Source organism: Protofrankia sp. Cas3 (assembly GCF_963555955.1).
In the GTDB taxonomy this organism is placed as follows: domain Bacteria; phylum Actinomycetota; class Actinomycetes; order Frankiales; family Frankiaceae; genus Protofrankia.
Genome location: NZ_CAUVXP010000086.1, coordinates 3886 through 21055 on the forward strand (window position 1 = coordinate 3886; position 17170 = coordinate 21055).

The following is a 17170-nucleotide window of genomic DNA, read 5'->3' on the forward strand; positions in this document are numbered from 1 at the left end:
CCCCCGTATCACCCACGCAGACTCGGAAATTTCATGCCCTGCGACACCCAGCAGAGCGACACGGCCAGCAGCACGCCGGTTTCAATCCGACTCGGATTTGTAGATCGCGGGGACCCATGGAGCTGAGCCTGCTCTCGCGCGACAAGTTTCAATCCGACTCGGATTTGTAGATCGCGGGGACCAGCACTCAGGATCGGGTTGCTCTGCAACGTCAGGTTTCAATCCGACTCGGATTTGTAGATCGCGGGGACTCGACGCGAAGACCATCTACGCGACCGCCAAGGGTTTCAATCCGACTCGGATTTGTAGATCGCGGGGACCGTGCTGGTTCTCCTGATGATCGCGTTGGTGCCGTGTTTCAATCCGACTCGGATTTGTAGATCGCGGGGACACCTGGAAGTTCTGAAGGTGGTGGTGCGCAAGTTTCAATCCGACTCGGATTTGTAGATCGCGGGGACCATGAAGACAGCAGCGCTATTCGGGATCTAAAGTTTCAATCCGACTCGGATTTGTAGATCGCGGGGACCGTGGGAGACCCAGTTTCCGCCCGTGGAGCTGGTGTTTCAATCCGACTCGGATTTGTAGATCGCGGGGACAACCGTAGGCGATGCGGATACCGCATCCGATGTTTCAATCCGACTCGGATTTGTAGATCGCGGGGACTACGGAACCAGGTTCCAGTGCTCGTGAATATGGTTTCAATCCGACTCGGATCTGTAGATCGCGGGGACCATCCCGATGCGGGCGCTCGCGCCCCTCGCGGAGTTTCAATCCGACTCGGATTTGTAGATCGCGGGGACTTGGTCCGTGCAACGCTGGCTCCGGGCACGTGTTTCAAGTTTCAATCCGACTCGGATTTGTAGATCGCGGGGACCACCCTATTAGTTCAACGGCTCCCAACGGAAACGTGTTTCAATCCGACTCGGATTTGTAGATCGCGGGGACGAGACTAAGCCGGAAGAGTGCGGTTGCGGCTGGTTTCAATCCGACTCGGATTTGTAGATCGCGGGGACCGGACCTCTACGGTGACCTCCGGGCAAAGTGGTTTCAATCCGACTCGGATTTGTAGATCGCGGGGACCTTGCAGTCGTACGCCACGTCGGCCACGAGGGCTTGTTTCAATCCGACTCGGATTTGTAGATCGCGGGGACCGGATGGGCTGCTCTCGGAGAGGAAATGATGAGGTTTCAATCCGACTCGGATTTGTAGATCGCGGGGACGCCGACCTCGACGCACTGGGTGCGATGGCGGTCGTTTCAATCCGACTCGGATTTGTAGATCGCGGGGACACCGCCAGCCGTGGCGATGGGGGCCAGTGGTCGCTGTTTCAATCCGACTCGGATTTGTAGATCGCGGGGACTATGTTGGGTATAGCCCTGCACAGGGTTTTGTTTCAATCCGACTCGGATTTGTAGATCGCGGGGACTGGCTACGTCGAAGTTGCACGTGCTCGCGGTGTTTCAATCCGACTCGGATTTGTAGATCGCGGGGACCATCGCGCTATTGGAGCCGATGGCCGCGGCTGGTTTCAATCCGACTCGGATTTGTAGATCGCGGGGACTACCGCCAGCCGTGGCAGCGGTGACCTGTGGTCAGTTTCAATCCGACTCGGATTTGTAGATCGCGGGGACAAGCTCCCCAGCTGACCGAGGTTGTAGTCGTTTCAATCCGACTCGGATTTGTAGATCGCGGGGACGGCTGGGTGGTTCCTCTGGTGTGTGGTAGAGGATGGGTTTCAATCCGACTCGGATTTGTAGATCGCGGGGACCACCGATTCCCCCGATAAAAAGGGGGAGGAAGCAGTTTCAATCCGACTCGGATTTGTAGATCGCGGGGACAACATTCGAGCTGGAAGGTGCCGTCCCGGGTACGGGAGTTTCAATCCGACTCGGATTTGTAGATCGCGGGGACGAGGCCCTGATGATGGCCGTTCTGTTTTTGGTGGACCTGTTTCAATCCGACTCGGATTTGTAGATCGCGGGGACTGGAACGTTGCCGGAGTCTGCGCGTGACCCTCGGTTTCAATCCGACTCGGATTTGTAGATCGCGGGGACTCCGGACCACTACCTCGGCAAGTGGGCCTTGTTGTTTCAATCCGACTCGGATTTGTAGATCGCGGGGACTCGCTGGTGCGTATGCGGTGGGTACATCCTAGAAGGTTTCAATCCGACTCGGATTTGTAGATCGCGGGGACCACTGGATGGTCGGTCGGCGAGCTTTTGGAAGGGAAAGTTTCAATCCGACTCGGATTTGTAGATCGCGGGGACCGTGACAACGCCACTATGATCGTCCCGAAAGGGTTTCAATCCGACTCGGATTTGTAGATCGCGGGGACCCAATATTTCCCCGAAGGGAAAGGTGCGTTCTGTTTCAATCCGACTCGGATTTGTAGATCGCGGGGACGAGAAGGGTCGAGAAAATGAGCAAAGCTTCAGGGTTTCAATCCGACTCGGATTTGTAGATCGCGGGGACTGGAGTGTTAAAGCGTGGTACAGTGTCGGCGGCAGTTTGTTTCAATCCGACTCGGATTTGTAGATCGCGGGGACCGGGCCAGTGGCGCCGCGCCGAAGATCTAGCCAAGTTTCAATCCGACTCGGATTTGTAGATCGCGGGGACCGCTGTCCGTATTGTACCCCTCCTGACCTGCGGTTTTGCAAGATCATACCACAACCTCCAATTGAAGATCTTTAGGATCATGGACAGATGATCTATAGATCGCACATCGATGCAGGTCAGAAGGCATATCGATCTCCCACCACAACCTCCCGCGTTTGTCGGCGTGTCGGAGGTTGTGGTGGTTGCGAGCCTGGTCCGTCTGCATGGGATGGCGGCGGTACCGACCGCCACTCTGGTCCGTGGCACCGGAGTGTCGTGGCAGAAGAGCAAGGAGTGAGGCACATGGTCCGCTGGTTCAGCCGGACGGAACCTCGACCCACCGCCCCGCGCCACCACCAGACGTCCGGTCGCGATGCTCTGCCGAGAGACGGTGCCCCGCGACCCTCGACCTCCCGACCGCCGACTGCCTCGCAGGACGTACTGGCAGCCATGGGCCGACCGGCGGTGCTGTGGGCGGCGTGGGCACGGGTCGCCGCCGGCAGTGGAATGCCGGGCGCCGACGGCCTTTCCGTCGCCGACTTCGCCCGCCAACTCGGCATACGCCTCGACCGACTCACGGACCAGCTCACAACCGGCGCGTATGAACCGCAGCCGCTGCGTCTGGCTACGATCAACCGTGGCGGCCGGCGGAGAGCCCTCGGCCTGCCCACGGTGCGGGACCGCATCGCCCAACGCGCCTTCCTCGAGGTCTGCCACGACCAGCTCGACGCCGCATCCGTGGAGGTGAGCTTCGCCTACCGCCGGGGCCGCTCCTGGCTCGACGCGCTGGCTGAGGCAGAACGCTGCCGGGATAACGGGCGCACGACTGTGCTGCGCACCGACGTCGCAGACTATTTCGCGTGCATTCGCCATGACCTTCTCCTGGCCGCTCTTCCTCCCGGGCTGGCCGGTGAGGCAGCCGCACTGATCGACCGCTGGATAGCCGCGCCACTGCTCACCGAACACGGAATCATTCCACGAACCAAGGGTATCCCGGAAGGGGCGCCCCTGTCTCCCGCCCTGGCTAATCTTCATCTCCGCGCCTTCGACACGAACGTCCATCATAATCCCGGCAATCTTGTGCGCTATGCCGACGATATCGCGGTGTTCTGCACCGACGTCGACGACGCGATCGCGGCGGCCCACACCGTCGGACGCGCACTGGCGGATCTGCACCTGGAGATGAACGCCACGAAGACCTACATCTCAAGCTTCGACCGGGGTTTCTCCTTCCTGGGATGGGTTTTCTACCGGGACGGCGGATGGGAGGCCGAACCCACCGCCGGGTGGACACATCCGATGTCCGTCGGACGCCAACGCCGCACCACTCGGCCGGATCCGGCCGCCTACACAGGGCCGCAGGAGACGTCCGCCCGCACGACGGCCTACCGGAGGGCACGGTGAACCGACCGACGAATCCGTGGACGAATCCGTCCATAAAGCGGCCGACACGCCGCCCCCTGTACGTCGTCGGTCACGGCCTCGTTCTCGGCCGCAGCGGCGGCCGGCTGATCGTGAGCCGAGACAAGGCGGTCATCACATCGGCGCCGCTCGGCCGGATCAGCGAGGTCGTCGTCTTCGGCAACGTCGGAATCACCACACCGGCGATGGCGGCCATCCTCGCCGAGGATGCACCGCTGGTGCTGCTCAGCGCGGACGGCCGGGTCCGCGGACGGCTCGAACCGCCGAGGGCGTCACACATCGATGCCCGCCGGCGGCAGCTACTCCTCCATCATGACGAGCCGGCCCGGCTCGAACTCGCCCGCGCGTTCGTCCGGGGGAAACTCCACAATCAGGATGTTCTGCTGCGCAGGCGGGCGGCAACGGCCGAAATGCCCGAGGAGGTCTGGTCGTTGGCCCGGCGCATCGCCGCGGCCGGCACGGCGGTCGACAACGCCACGTCGATCGCCGAACTGATCGGCGTCGAAGGAGCGGCGTCCGGTGCCTACTTCCGCGGAATCCGGCTCCTTCTTCCCGCCGAGCTCGGTTTCCGACGTCGTGAACGGTTCGACCCCGACCTTGTCAACGTCCTGGTCAACTACACCTCCGCGCTGCTGCGCGAGGTCGTCTTCGGTGCGGTCGTCGCCGCCGGTCTCGATCCGTACGTGTCGTTCCTGCACGCCCCGCGACCGGGCCGGCCGACGCTGGTGTTCGACCTGATGGAGGAATGGCGCGCGGTCCTGCTCGAGTCGACCGTCCTGGGAGTGCTCGGCCTGCGCATGATCCGCCCCGAAGATCTCACCATCGACCCGACGCCCCGGCGAGACGAGACCCTGCGGGGCTCCGCGGACGACCCCGGGCGCGACACCACGGGGGCTGACGCACCCGGACGCCCGCGGCTCGGCCCGTCGGGGACCGCGGCGGTCATCGCCCGCTTCCGGGCCCGGGTGGACGCCCCGGCGCGGAGCTGGACGGTATCCCCCGGCACCACCTACGCCACTCTGATCCGCGAGCAGAGCCTTGCCCTGCGCAGGAGACTGACCGACGACGTTCCCTACGAGCCCTTCCACTGGCGGTGATCGACCGATGACCAGGCCCGGTGGCGGATTACTGGTGAGCTTCGACGTCTCCTCCGACCGGCGCCGGCGCACGGTCGCGAGGACGCTGGAACAGCACGGGCCGAAGATCCTGCGATCAGTCTACGACCTGGAACTGCCGGCGGGACGGCTGGACAGCCTGGCGGCCCGCCTGACCGAGCTCGTCGAGCCGGACGATCACCTCGTGGTCGTTCCGTACTGCCCGCACTGCCGACTGCGCTGGCACGGAGTCCCGCTCGACGCCGTGCCCGACCACGGATGGGTCGCCGGATGATCGAAGCGAACCGGTGAACACACCACTGGTCGTCGTCTACGACGTCTCCGAGGATGAGCGCAGGGAGCGGGTCACCCGATCGTTGCGGCCGGTCGCGGACCGGTTCCAACAGAGCGGCTGGTACGTGCCCGCCGGCACCGGCCTGACGGCCGGTCGGGTCGGGGTCGGGATCGCCGGGCTCCTCGGGCGCGGCGACCGCCTCGGGGTGTGGCAGCCGTGTCCGTCCTGCTGGCGCACGGTCCGCTGGCTGCCCGACGGGGCCTGGCGCCCGGCAACCCACACTCACCGGCCGCGGCGGATGGGTCATCCACGGGTGACGGATGCCCGGATGCGTGGTGCCCGCCGAGCTGTGGTGCCCGCCGAGGTGTGGTGCTCGCTGAGGTGTTGACAGGCTCGGTATCGGAGCTCTAGGGTTCGTCCCAGTCAGTCTTTGCGACGACTCGTGACCATTTTTCGGTCATTGTAACCGGCTTCGCCGGTCCTTTCGAGGTCGCCCGGTCATCGGGAGACCGCCATCCAGATATGGGTGGTTCATTTTCGGCGGTTCGACGTTGCGTCGTGCCGCCGTGGTCGGAAGGACCCCCCGTGAGCCTTCGCCTGAGCGCCATTCTCGACGCCGACGACGACCGTGCCGCCCGGGCCACCTGCCGGCTGCTCGAACCCGCGCTGCGCCGCCGGGTCCGCGCCATCGTCCGCAGAGCTCTGCCCGGCGCCTGCGCCTGCCAGGACGGCCGAGTCTGCCACATCTGTCAAGCGATCATCGATGACATCATCCTGGCCGCACATAGCAAGCTGCGCGACGCCGCACGCGGTCAGCTTCCGTACACCCGCGCCACGCAGGAGCGGCCCGGCGAGGAGGTCCGCGAGTGGCGGCTGTTGGTCGACGGGCTGACCGAGCCGGCTGAAACCGCCTCGCTCGACGCCGACGTCGCCGGCTCCATGCTGGCCACATACAAGCCCTCCCGCTCGGGCCCCTCGCGCCAGGCCGGGCAGGCGACCCCACCGGGCCAGGCGTGGCTGCGGGCGGCGTGGTGGCAATTGATCCACTATCGGATCAAGAACCTCGAAATCGACCTGCGGCGCAGCGCCGCGGTCGAGCGTGGACTGCCGGCCAGGCCGATGCGCAGCCTCGACTCCTCCCCGGCGGCCCTGCCGCTGGCGGGAGATCCGCCCGCCGACTCCGCCCTGCGCGAGTTCGTCATCGGGCTGTGGGCCAATGTCAGCCATCCGTACGATCTGCCGGCCACCGAACAGCGTCACGGCCTGTCCCCCGATGCGGCCAGGGCTGCGCTCGACCGCGGTCTGGGCCTGCTGTGCGCCCATGATCCCGCGTTGTACCGGACCCTGGTGACCGGTCCGCTGGCCGCACGGGCGCCGGGAAGCGCCGACCGGGGCGAGACGGCGCAGGTCGCAGCCGAGGCAGCGAAAATCACGGCTGACTTCGCCATCGAAACCGATCCGGATACCGACCATGCCCGGTCGGCTCTGCTCGCGGAGATCGCCTCTGAGACCGCACCGGACATCCCGAACGCGCCGCTTCCGACGCCGCAACAGACACCGACACCGACACAGGCGCAGGCACAGGCATCGAGACGCGGGACGCGGCCGGGCGCCGCGCGCGGACGCCGGCAGCCCGACCAGCGAGTCGCGCTGCGACTGCTGCGCTCGCTGCTGAATGCGGCTGACGGCCGGGCGGTCGACCCGGTCGGCCACTGCCGGCGGCTGCGCGGCGTCGACGAGCCGGCCGCGCAGGAGGAGATCCGCCATCTCGCCACGCTGGTCGCAGCGGCCGGCGTGATGTGGGTCGACGACCTCGTGCAACGGCTGGAGAACGGTCAGCCACCGGCATGAGGCCCCGGGCCGCACCCGCCACGCCCGCGACCCGCTACTCCCGCGACCAGCGCTCCAACATGTCCGCGAGCCCGTCGGCCTGCTCCGCCGACAGCACGACGGACACGGTCGTGGAACCGGGCACGGTGGTTTCGACCTCGACGCGCGCTCCCCCGTCCACCGGTGACACCCGCACCGCCCTGGCGACCTCGGGAACGGCGGGTGCGGGCTCGGTGAGCCGGCGTGGCACCGGTGCGCGGACGCGCGCGGGCTTGTCCAGCGTCCCGCCGGCGACCGACCGCAGCAGCGCCGCGAGCTGGTTGGCGACGGGCACCTCGTCCGGGACGGCCGGCTCCGCTCGCGGGTCGGGACCGGGACCGGGACCGGAGCCGACCGCCACAGGGTCGTCGGTCCACAGCAGACACAGGTCGACGTCGACGTCGACGAATTCGATCATTGCGCTCGTCCCCCACAGGTCGGCCTCAAGTGGACCGAACCGGCGCCGCAGATGCCGGCCGGTGAACGGCCCCCGACCGCCGCCGACCATCCCGCCGACCGCCCTTCTGATTCGGGCCGCATCTCGATTCGGGCCGCTTCCCCGATTCTGGCCGCCACCGCGTCGGGACGCCTCATCATGGCGGACCCTCACGGTCACTTCTCCGTCCACATCGTGTCACGGTCAGCCCCTCCCATCCGACTGGATCAGGGTGCAATCGAAAAGCCATCGGATAGGCCCTATCCCTGCAGGGACAGCGACACCACGAGGTTGTCCCGGTGGGTGCCGCCCTCGACCGGGCCGTCGCAGGTCACCAGCCGCAGTTCGGGCAGGGGCGCAGGCCGGTAGAGAATGTCGGCGGGCAGCGCACTCTTCGGGTACACGTCGATGCGGTCGACGGTGAACACCAGTCTGCCGCCGTCGGCCCGCACCACGACGACCTCCGCCCCCGGTTCGAGATCGCGCAGTCGGGCGAACACCGCGGGCATGCGGTGCAGGTCGACGTGGCCGGCAAGCACCGCCGAGCCCGGCTCCCCCGGCGCCGGCCCGCCGCTGTACCAGCCGACGGTGTAGCCGTCGGGCGCGGTCGCGAGTTCACCGTCGGCGGCACCCGCCAGCCGGATCCCCTGCTGCTCATCCCCGCCGACCAGCCCGACGGGGACGACCGGTGCCGGTCCGGACGCGCCGGGAAGGATCAAGCCCACCGGATGGTGAGGGGATCCCCAGCCCGTTCCCCCCGCGGGCGGGCTGGGGATCGTCGTGGGGTCCGCACCTGTGGCGGTACCTGTGGCCGCGCCTGTGGCGGTACCAGTGGCTGTGCCGGTCGCCGAGCATGCCGCCAGTACCAGGCAGCAGGCGAGCACGACGGCCACCGAACGCCGGACCCGGGAGACTGTGGCATCGACGGTGCTGGTGCTGGTGCTGGTGCCGGTGCCGGTGCGGACCGGGCCGACGGGCGGCACCGCCGTTCCACGAGCGTCGACGGTCCAGCCGGCGGCAACCGGGGCATCGCCCGATCCACCGCTGAGGAGCACACCGACCACATCCCCCGGACGGGCCTGCACCGGGCCGACGACGATCAGATCGCTTTTCGCGCCTGGCCGCCGCAGCCCGAACGTGGTGCTGCCCGCAGGCACGGTGACCAACGGCGAGACCGTGCCGGGGCCGACCGGGTTCCCCAGCGGACCGCCGGCCGCGTCGACGAGGCTCACCGGTCCGACGCCGTCGGCCGCGTGGATCAGGCGGACAGCGATGCGTCCCGCGCCCGGGGCGGTGAAGCCGTCGACGACTACGCGGGCCGCCAGCGCGGACGTCCCGGTGACGATGACGCTGACCGTCCCGCCGGGTGGCGCCTCGACCGGCACCGAGAGATCGGCCGAGCCGTCCCGGGTAAGGGTCAGGCGGACAGCACCGGCCGGCACCCGCCGGTAGCCGGACGGCTCCCGGAAACGGAGGGCCAGTGGCGACGGACCCGCACCGGCGACGGTCAGGTCCGGGCCGGGGGCTGCATCGACCACCCGTACCGCGCCGTGCGCCCCGCTGACCGCCGTTGCCGCATGGGCTGGCCGGCCGGACCACCCGGCTGCCGTCCCGATGCACGCGGTGAGCAGTCCCAGCAGGCCGATGGCACCCGCCCGACCCGCCCGGCGCCGCAATCCGGTCCGGACCCGGGCTGCAATCCCAGCTGCGATCACGGCTGCGATCACGGCTGCGATCCCGAACGTGGTGACCATCAGGTACCTCCAAGGGTCTTGGCGTAGTGGGAGACGGTGCCGCCGGCGCGGCGCACGTAGGCCCGCCACGCCGCCTCCACCCGACCCAGCCGGCTCGGGTCCAGCTCGTCGACCCCGACGCCGGCACCGACGAAGCGCACGTCCACCCCGGTGAGATCCGCCTGCAGGCCGTGCGCCGCCAGGCTGTTGAGCAGGGCCGCGATGTCGGCGTCGTCAAGCTCGCGGGCGGACAGGTCGTACGGCTGCCGTGTCGAGATCCCGTCGCTGAACACGGTCAGTTCCCGCCTTCCGGCCGGCTCCGCCCGCAGCGACGTACCGGCCAGCACGAACGCCCCGAACAGGTCGGTCGCCGTAGCCGGCCGCGCGGCCGCACAGTCCACCAACGCCGTGGTGGCGGCGAGCGCCGTGTCGACCTGCGCGTTTTCGGCGGCGGTGTCGAACAGGTCGTTGTTGCGCCGGACGGGGGCGGCCAGCGTCATGTCCACCGGCTGGCACCGGCCGGCCCGCGCGTTCGCATCGGCCACGTCGACGTATGCGTGGCCACCGGCACAACCGCGCAGGGCCTTGGCCACCTCGTCGAGGTAGCGGGCACGCTGGTCGGCCGTCACGCTCGCGGAGACGTCAACCACGATGGCGCACCGGGGCGGCCCGTCCCCGGCGTCGGACCCGCATCCGGGGAGCATCGCGATCAACGCGACGGCGGCGACCATCAGGACGGCGGCGACGGCAGTGCGAGCGGCAACAGGTCGACGGAGAGTAACGCGGCCGTTGCGCCGGATTCTGCTCATGATGGTTTTCCCTTCCTGTGCTGGGGGCCATCCGGGTCCGCAGAGCCCACGCCGTTGACGGACGGACGGACATCGGCGGCCGGTGCGAACGAGTCGACCGGCGGCTGGTGGCCGGCAGGCGCCCGCTGATCCGGAACCGACTGATCCGGAACCGACTCCGGAACCGGCTGGTCCGGAGGTGAGTCGGTGGCGCCCTGCTCGTCCATCGGCTGGACGTCCATCGGCTGGACGTCATCCGGTACGCGGGCTATGAGCCGCGCGATCTCGTTGTCCAGCCCGCCGACCCACGCGGGCAGCGGCCAGGTTTCCCGCGGCAGGGCCGCCAGCGCCGCCGCGCGCTCGACCCGGCAGCGGGCCACCAGATCGGCGCGGTAACTGTCCCGCACGATCTCGACGCGGGCACGTTCCTCCCAGGCGAGCCCGCGGTACGCCTCCACGGTGGCGATGGCCGTGTGGACCGCCGCGCGTTCCGCGCAGGTGGCGGCGTGCAGGGCGCGCCGGGGCCCGTGCAGCCGGGCCCTTGCCCAGCGCAGCCGCAGCCCGGTCCGCCGCACCGCGGCGGCAAGCGGGTCGTGCGCGTGAAATTCGACCGCGGCGGCGGCCACGGTGAACAGCGTCTGCAGAGACAGGAACAGCCCGAACGCGACCGGGAAACCGATGTCGACAGCTGCCCCGAGCTTCCCGAGCAGAGCGATCTCACCGACGAAGGTCGACGCCCGGACGACCGCGAGGCACACGTTGACGGCCACCAGCACCACCAGCCCGGCGACGACCGCCGGGGAGAGGAACGTCCCACCGGGGGCCCGTACCGGCCGCCCCGCCTGGCGTTCGTCCACGCGGACCCGCTGGTCCCTGGCGTGGCGGGCGATATGCCCGGCAAACACCAGCCCGGCAAAGACGATCGCGGCGACGAGCAGGTACGTGTGCACAGAGGAGGCGCCCAGGCCGTCCATGGTCGGCTTGAGCGCGACCGCCTCGGCACTCGTGATGACGCCCAGTAGCACGATGCGGCCAAGCGGCGACCACTCCAGGTGCGCGAACCGTCGCCGCGGATCACCGCAGGCGCGAACCGATTCGACCGCGTCGCGGTGGCTGGCTGCCGCCTCGGTGACCCGCGTCGCAGCGGCGGAGCACGCATCGGTCCGGGCGGCGACCAACGCCCGGGCGTCGCCGATTCGGGCCTCGTTGCCGGACCGGTCGTGGGCGTAGGCCCGTCCGGCGGCTTCGAGCCGTGCTGTCGCATGCCCGGCCAGGATCTGTTCGAACGGCAGAACGGTCTTGCCGGTTTCGGTGTCCGGGTACGGCGCGGCGGCATCCCGTTCGGCGCTGGCCCGAGCGAATCCGAGCAGGCCCCGGTTGTCCAGCCTGGACGACCGGACGAGTGGGTACTGCGGCCTGGCTGCCATCTCATGCCTCCCGGGTCACGAAATACGGATTGCGGGTCACGGTTCGCAGGTCACGGTTCGCAGGTCACGGATTGCCGGTCACGGATTGCCGGTCACGGATTGCCGGTCACTGTTCGCGGTGGCCGTCGGTGGACGGCGGTGTGTTCGCCGTGGCCGTCGGCACCCGGCGCACGGTTGTCAGCCACGCGGGCGACGGGAACGCCGGTGGAACCCACGCTTCGGCGAGCGCCGCGGCATCCTCACCGCGGCGGCGCAGGTTCGCCGCCCGGTACACCTCGACGCACTGGTCACGGAAGGACGAGATCCCGTCGGCACGCGCCTGTGCGTCATCTATCAGCCGCTCACGCCGTTCCAGCAGCCCGGCCAACCGGATCTGGAGCTCGCCGAGCCGGGTCCGGTCAGTGAGGTTCGCCGTGCGCGCCTGCGCCGCCGACCGCCTGCTCCGGGCCACGGCGTCGTCGCTGCTCCCTGGCTGGCCGAGAGCCTCGGCCTCGGTGACCATCTGATCGGCCGGGTCGGTAGCCAGTCGCGCCCGCAGGACGGCGATCGCGGCGACGTTTTCGGCGATCTCCACGTCGAGATCGATCAGCAATCCGGTCAGGATCGAACGCAGTAGGCCGTGCGAGCGCTCGGCGCTCGCCGCCAGCTCCCGGATCGCCGGCGTCGTGAACGATCCCGGAGCAACGGTCGGTATGCCGGCGTCCGCGTCACGGCGTCCCCGCCACCACAGTCGCAGCCTGGTCCACCGGCCGACTCCGGGGTGACGGCCGCCAATCGGATTGACACCGGATGAAAGGGCACCCAGCGGCGTCTGCGCCGGGCGGGTGGTGCGATAGCGCGGATGGTCGGCCCGCTGTGCCATGGGAGGCTCCGTCCGTAGGGGGCGTTTCACCCTCGACAGACGGACACAGCGGACGAACCCAGCGGATGAGCGCTGCGACCGGACTACGACAAAACTTCGTCCCGGTCTGCGTTCCCGACCTCAGACCCAGACTCATGGACAGGCACAGGCACAGGCTCGGCCCAGCGGCGGACCCGGTCGGTCAGGTTCTTGTAGGCGTCGCGGAGCGAGCCGCGATCCGGCCCAGGCACCGGATCAATTTCCAGCTGGACGTGTGACAGCAGCTCCGCGCACGTCCGGATTCTGATACCGGGTATCCGGTGCTGAGGTTCCTGCTGACGTTTGTCCAATGCGGCCGCGAACGTCTGCGCTTCCGGACCGTGCGCGGTGACCGCGTCCGAACGGATCGCATAGGCGAGCCTGCTGACCCGCAATTCGTGCGTGCGCCACGCCTTCCCAAGGACCCGGTCGGCCACCGTCATGGCCAGGTGCAGAGCGTGCCAGTCGTCGACGGCGGTACGGCCGGCAGCCGACCGTCCTGCGGGCCTGTTTCCGGCGTTTCGACGTCCGCCGCCAGCGCGTTCCCTGGTCAGAATCTTGATCAGCTCAATGCGGCGGGCGACCTCCGCCCGTTGCTCGGCGACAGTGCCGGTGCCGGTGCCGGTGCCGGTGCCGGGAAAACCTCCGATGAAGACGTCCCGGATCTCCTCCGCGCGCGCCGCGAGGGGTTCAAGCCGCTGACCACCTCGACGCAGGGTGTCCGCAGCCGCGGTGAGCTCCAGGTTGGCCAGATGCTCCAGTGCTACCCGGGCGAGGACGTCCGGGTAGCCGGGCAACGCGGCGACCTGGCCGCCGTCGATCTCGACGCGGGTCCCCCCGCCGCCGGCCTCGACCATCGCACCGACGTAGACCGGGCAGCCCACCGCGGTCGCGACATCGGTGCCCGCGAGCAGCAGACCGGCGTTCATCGCATTCGCTCCAGGGCCGGCCAGCACGACGACGGCCTCCACATCGGCGACCCCCGGCACGGTGAGCAGTGACGACGCGACAGCCTTGCGGACGCCGGCGATATCCATCGGTACAACGACCGGCTCCAGCGCGCCCGGGTCGTCCAGGCCACCCGGGCCACCCGGGCCACCCGGCGGATTCGCCGCGGCGAGCCTGGCCGCGATGTAGGCCGCCGAACCGCGGGCGAGGTCGAGTGTCTGTCCGCTCGCGACGAGCCGGAACCGCAGCCGCGCCCGGAACTGATTGTCGTGCGGTGGCTGTTCGGCGGCGTTCGCCGGCCGCGGGTCGATGAGATCGGTCAGGGACCGCAACGTGCCCGCGTCACACACGGCATCGGCGAATGGACGTCGACCGTCACGTTCCTCCTGCCAGCCGACGCAATAGACCACAAGCACCTCGCCGGATGCTGCGGACGACCACCGGAACAGGTCGGGAACGCTGCGCAGACCGGGCATCTCGGCAAACAGGGCCTCGGTTCGGCGCGGGTCACGCTGATCGACGTGACCCGCCGAACGGGCCGCATGAACGAGATAGCGACGATCCGGGATCCGCAGGCCGTGACTTTTGCCCGTGGCGAACTGGTTGATCCATCTGCGCTGGACGAGGAAAGCCGCGGCTTCACCATGGGGACGCCGCTCGGCAACCCGCTCGATGAACGGTCCCAGGGTTTCCGTCTCGTCGGGGTTACGCCTGTTCCTATCTTTGATGATCGGGTCGTCCGGACGTCGCCGTGCGTTGTACTCGCTCAGCAACCAGGCCCGACCGAGCATGACCGCCTGCACCTCACGGCGGACCAGGCGGTCGAAGTAGGCGTTCTCCAGGGCCACCGGCTCCGTGACTGCGAGCTCACTGTTGGGGTCGATCCCGTAGCGGGACGCAAGTTTCGCGAAGTTCTCAACATCGAGACGCTGCCGGGCATCGAGCATGCGCAGCAGGTCACGCGTACGCGGACAGCCATCGCCGACGTGAGCGGCGAGCGCACCGAACATCCGCCGCCGCGCCAGCCACGGCGCCGGGTCGTCCTCGACATGCAGGTCGACAAGCCTGCCGTGAGCGGGCTCCTGGATCGGTCGAACGTCGACCGATCGACCGTCCGCGAGCGCGGCCATCAGACAACCGATCGTCAGGCCGGTGGGTCCGGTGCCGATACCGGTGACGATGCCGTCCACCTCACGATGGGCCGCAAGCCAATCCTGGAGCACGCGGCGCCCGACCAGCAGCGTCGGCCCGTCGGCAACGATCCGCTCCACGTCGATCTCCACGTCGATCTCCACGTCGATCTCCGGGTCGATCTCCGGGTCGATCTCCGGGTTGCGGGCGGGCACGTAGAGGTCGGGAACCAGGCTGAGCGCCCGTTCGATCGCCTCGGCCAGCCCTGCGGTATCCCGACCCGTCGGATTCCCGGTATCCGTCGCGACCAGCAGCAGCCGGTCTCCGGGCACCGCCGCCTCGAGCATGATCTCCAGCGGCACCTTCTCCCATCGCCGCTGGGAATCCGCAACGGGTGTCGTCAGCAGCGTCCGGACAGTGTCCTCATCCCGGGCATCGATAGCCGCGCACAGCCTGGCAACCCTCTCCGCCTGGGTGGGGCCAGCGACCGTACCCGCGTTTCCGGAACGAAATCGAGCCTGACTGTCCACCCCGAGATCGGACGCCCCGAGAACATGAACGAACACCCGCACAGTGACCACCCCCGCAGAAACCGGTCACCAGAGTACCCATCGACCCCGAGCCGTCGGCAGCCCGCCTATCCGACCGGACATCAGCCAAGATCGGCGCGAGTTTGTCGCTACGCACGCCTATCCGGCCAAAAAACGTACCGAACAACAAACTCGCGCCGATCATCCATCGGATCCGATGCCGGTCACCACCACCAGGACGGCCGCAGCTCCCACCGAACCTACCCCCTCCACCTCAACCCGACTCGGAAAGTCCCCACCCTGCGACGGTGGTGTCGACCTGGAGTCTGCCGAGCACCCGACCCCGTAGGTAGGAACGGTCACTCCCGCAGCCTTTTCCACCTAAGGCAAGCCGATGCGAGCCAGTGCGGTAGGCAATTTCGGTCGCTATGACGACCGAAACCACCTACGCCCCCGTACCACCCACGCAGACTCGGAAATTTCATGCCCTGCGACACCCAGCAGAGCGACACGGCCAGCAGCGCGCCGGTTTCAATCCGACTCGGATTTGTAGATCGCGGGGACCGCCGTGAACGATGTGAATCCCGTGCTGTTCTTACAACACCGGATTCACATCGTTTGGAGGCAGTGGTACAGTTTCAATCCGACTCGGATTTGTAGATCACTGCGACACCGCGGCGCGCTCGCGGCTTGGGTCGTGGCCGAAGTTTCAATCCGACTCGGATTTGTAGATCACTGCGACTACATCGACATCTGATGAGAGGAGGACCTGCGCTGGAGTTTCAATCCGACTCGGATTTGTAGATCGCTGCGACAGCTGAGCGGCCTGGTCTGCGAGATCGAGGACGTTTCAATCCGACTCGGATTTGTAGATCGCTGCAACCCTGATCGCCTCGGGCAACTACGTGCAGGCCGCGTTTCAATCCGACTCGGATTTGTAGATCACTGCGACTCGCCAAGCAGAACTGGTGCGACGCGCTCGAGTTTCAATCCGACTCGGATTTGTAGATCGCGGGGACGACCCTAGGTGCGGCGGCGCGGTTTTCCTGCCGCTTGTTTCAATCCGACTCGGATTTGTAGATCGCGGGGACTTAAGGCGGCCTCAAGCCGTAACACGCTGCGCAGTTTCAATCCGACTCGGATTTGTAGATCACTGCGACCAGACGAGGTTGGCCGAGGACGTTGCGGAGCTTTGTTTCAATCCGACTCGGATTTGTAGATCGCTGCGACCGGGCTCGAGCGGGCGGTGCTGAAAGTCGCGTGCGAGTTTCAATCCGACTCGGATTTGTAGATCGCTGCGACCGACCAACGAGGCCGTGGACGTCCTGGCCAGGTTTCAATCTGACTCGGATTTGTAGATCGCTGCGACGACTTGAGCAGACATTTAAGTTGGCCCCGTACTTGTTTCAATCCGACTCGGATTTGTAGATCGCTGCGACCCATTGAGCAGTGAGAGGAGAGGATCTGTCCATGGAGTTTCAATCCGACTCGGATTTGTAGATCACTGCGACAAATGAATGTTCTTTCAGATGTTGTAGATGCGTTTCAATCCGACTCGGATCTGTAAATCACTGCGACCATCTGGGAGGAACATCCACATGTCAGGATATAGTTTCAATCCGACTCGGATTTGTAGATCACTGCGACCGAGGCCGAGATTGTCTTCACGGGCGACGAGGCGTTTCAATCCGACTCGGATTTGTAGATCACTGCGACGCCGGATTCTGTGAGATTGACAGCACACCCTAGGTTTCAATCCGACTCGGATTTGTAGATCACTGCGACCACCCGAGGAAGAGCTGGAGAAGCTCTTCCTCGTTTCAATCCGACTCGGATTTGTAGATCACTGCGACCCACCCCCGTCGTCGCCGGTGTGGACCCCCACGTTTCAATCCGACTCGGATTTGTAGATCACTGCGACTCGCCTGGGAGGAGGCGGACCACCACGAGAGGTTTCAATCCGACTCGGATTTGTAGATCACTGCGACTTGATCCACGGAAAGGGAGGCGACACCCGACGGG

Annotated in this window: 11 protein-coding genes and 2 CRISPR repeat arrays; of the genes, 5 read left to right on the forward strand and 6 right to left on the reverse strand. The window is 67.1% G+C overall.

Going from position 1 to position 17170, the window contains the following annotated elements; genetic code table 11:
- Positions 1–78 precede the first annotated feature (78 nt).
- Positions 79–2616: a CRISPR direct-repeat array (repeat unit 36 nt; unit sequence GTTTCAATCCGACTCGGATTTGTAGATCGCGGGGAC).
- 429 nt (positions 2617–3045) lie between these two features.
- The 5 genes from U9983_RS16375 (at position 3046) to U9983_RS16395 (ending at position 7257) form a co-directional block, all read left to right on the forward strand.
- Positions 3046–3999, forward strand: coding sequence for a reverse transcriptase domain-containing protein (locus U9983_RS16375; protein ID WP_322754862.1), 954 nt, complete (start codon positions 3046–3048; stop codon positions 3997–3999).
- Complete coding sequence (gene cas1 / locus U9983_RS16380) at positions 3996–5114, forward strand: CRISPR-associated endonuclease Cas1 (protein WP_322754863.1); 1119 nt, start codon at positions 3996–3998, stop codon at positions 5112–5114. Before U9983_RS16375 ends, cas1 begins: the two co-directional genes overlap by 4 nt.
- 7 nt (positions 5115–5121) lie before the next feature.
- Positions 5122–5406, forward strand: a complete 285-nt coding sequence (cas2, locus tag U9983_RS16385) for a CRISPR-associated endonuclease Cas2 (RefSeq protein WP_322754864.1) — start codon at positions 5122–5124, stop codon at positions 5404–5406.
- Between the two features lie 13 nt (positions 5407–5419).
- On the forward strand, positions 5420–5794 hold the full coding sequence (locus U9983_RS16390; RefSeq protein ID WP_322754865.1) for a hypothetical protein: 375 nt from the start codon (positions 5420–5422) through the stop codon (positions 5792–5794).
- Between the two features lie 197 nt (positions 5795–5991).
- The gene (locus U9983_RS16395; RefSeq protein WP_322754866.1) at positions 5992–7257 is read left to right on the forward strand and encodes a hypothetical protein; all 1266 of its coding nucleotides are present in this window, start codon (positions 5992–5994) and stop codon (positions 7255–7257) included.
- Between the two features lie 34 nt (positions 7258–7291).
- Here U9983_RS16395 and U9983_RS16400 read toward each other — a convergent pair whose 3' ends face one another.
- From U9983_RS16400 to U9983_RS16425, 6 genes are all read right to left on the reverse strand, one after another.
- On the reverse strand, positions 7292–7783 hold the full coding sequence (locus U9983_RS16400) for a hypothetical protein (protein ID WP_322754867.1): 492 nt from the start codon (positions 7781–7783) through the stop codon (positions 7292–7294).
- 188 nt (positions 7784–7971) lie between these two features.
- A complete protein-coding gene (locus tag U9983_RS16405; protein WP_322754868.1) occupies positions 7972–9465 on the reverse strand; it encodes a sortase domain-bontaining protein in 1494 nt (497 codons plus the stop codon).
- Positions 9465–10253, reverse strand: coding sequence for a hypothetical protein (locus tag U9983_RS16410; RefSeq protein ID WP_322754869.1), 789 nt, complete (start codon positions 10251–10253; stop codon positions 9465–9467). The genes U9983_RS16405 and U9983_RS16410 overlap by 1 nt, the downstream gene beginning before the upstream one ends.
- Positions 10250–11659 carry a hypothetical protein gene (locus U9983_RS16415; protein WP_322754870.1) on the reverse strand — a complete coding sequence of 470 codons (1410 nt, stop codon included), beginning with the start codon at positions 11657–11659 and terminating at the stop codon, positions 10250–10252. The genes U9983_RS16410 and U9983_RS16415 overlap by 4 nt, the downstream gene beginning before the upstream one ends.
- Positions 11660–11765: 106 nt before the next feature.
- Complete coding sequence (locus tag U9983_RS16420) at positions 11766–12521, reverse strand: hypothetical protein (protein WP_322754871.1); 756 nt, start codon at positions 12519–12521, stop codon at positions 11766–11768.
- Positions 12522–12604: 83 nt separating this feature from the next.
- Positions 12605–15190 (reverse strand): hypothetical protein, encoded by a 2586-nt coding sequence (locus U9983_RS16425; RefSeq protein WP_322754872.1) that lies wholly within the window; start codon positions 15188–15190, stop codon positions 12605–12607.
- Positions 15191–15676: 486 nt separating this feature from the next.
- Positions 15677–17136: a CRISPR direct-repeat array (repeat unit 36 nt; unit sequence GTTTCAATCCGACTCGGATTTGTAGATCGCGGGGAC).
- Positions 17137–17170: the final 34 nt, after the last annotated feature.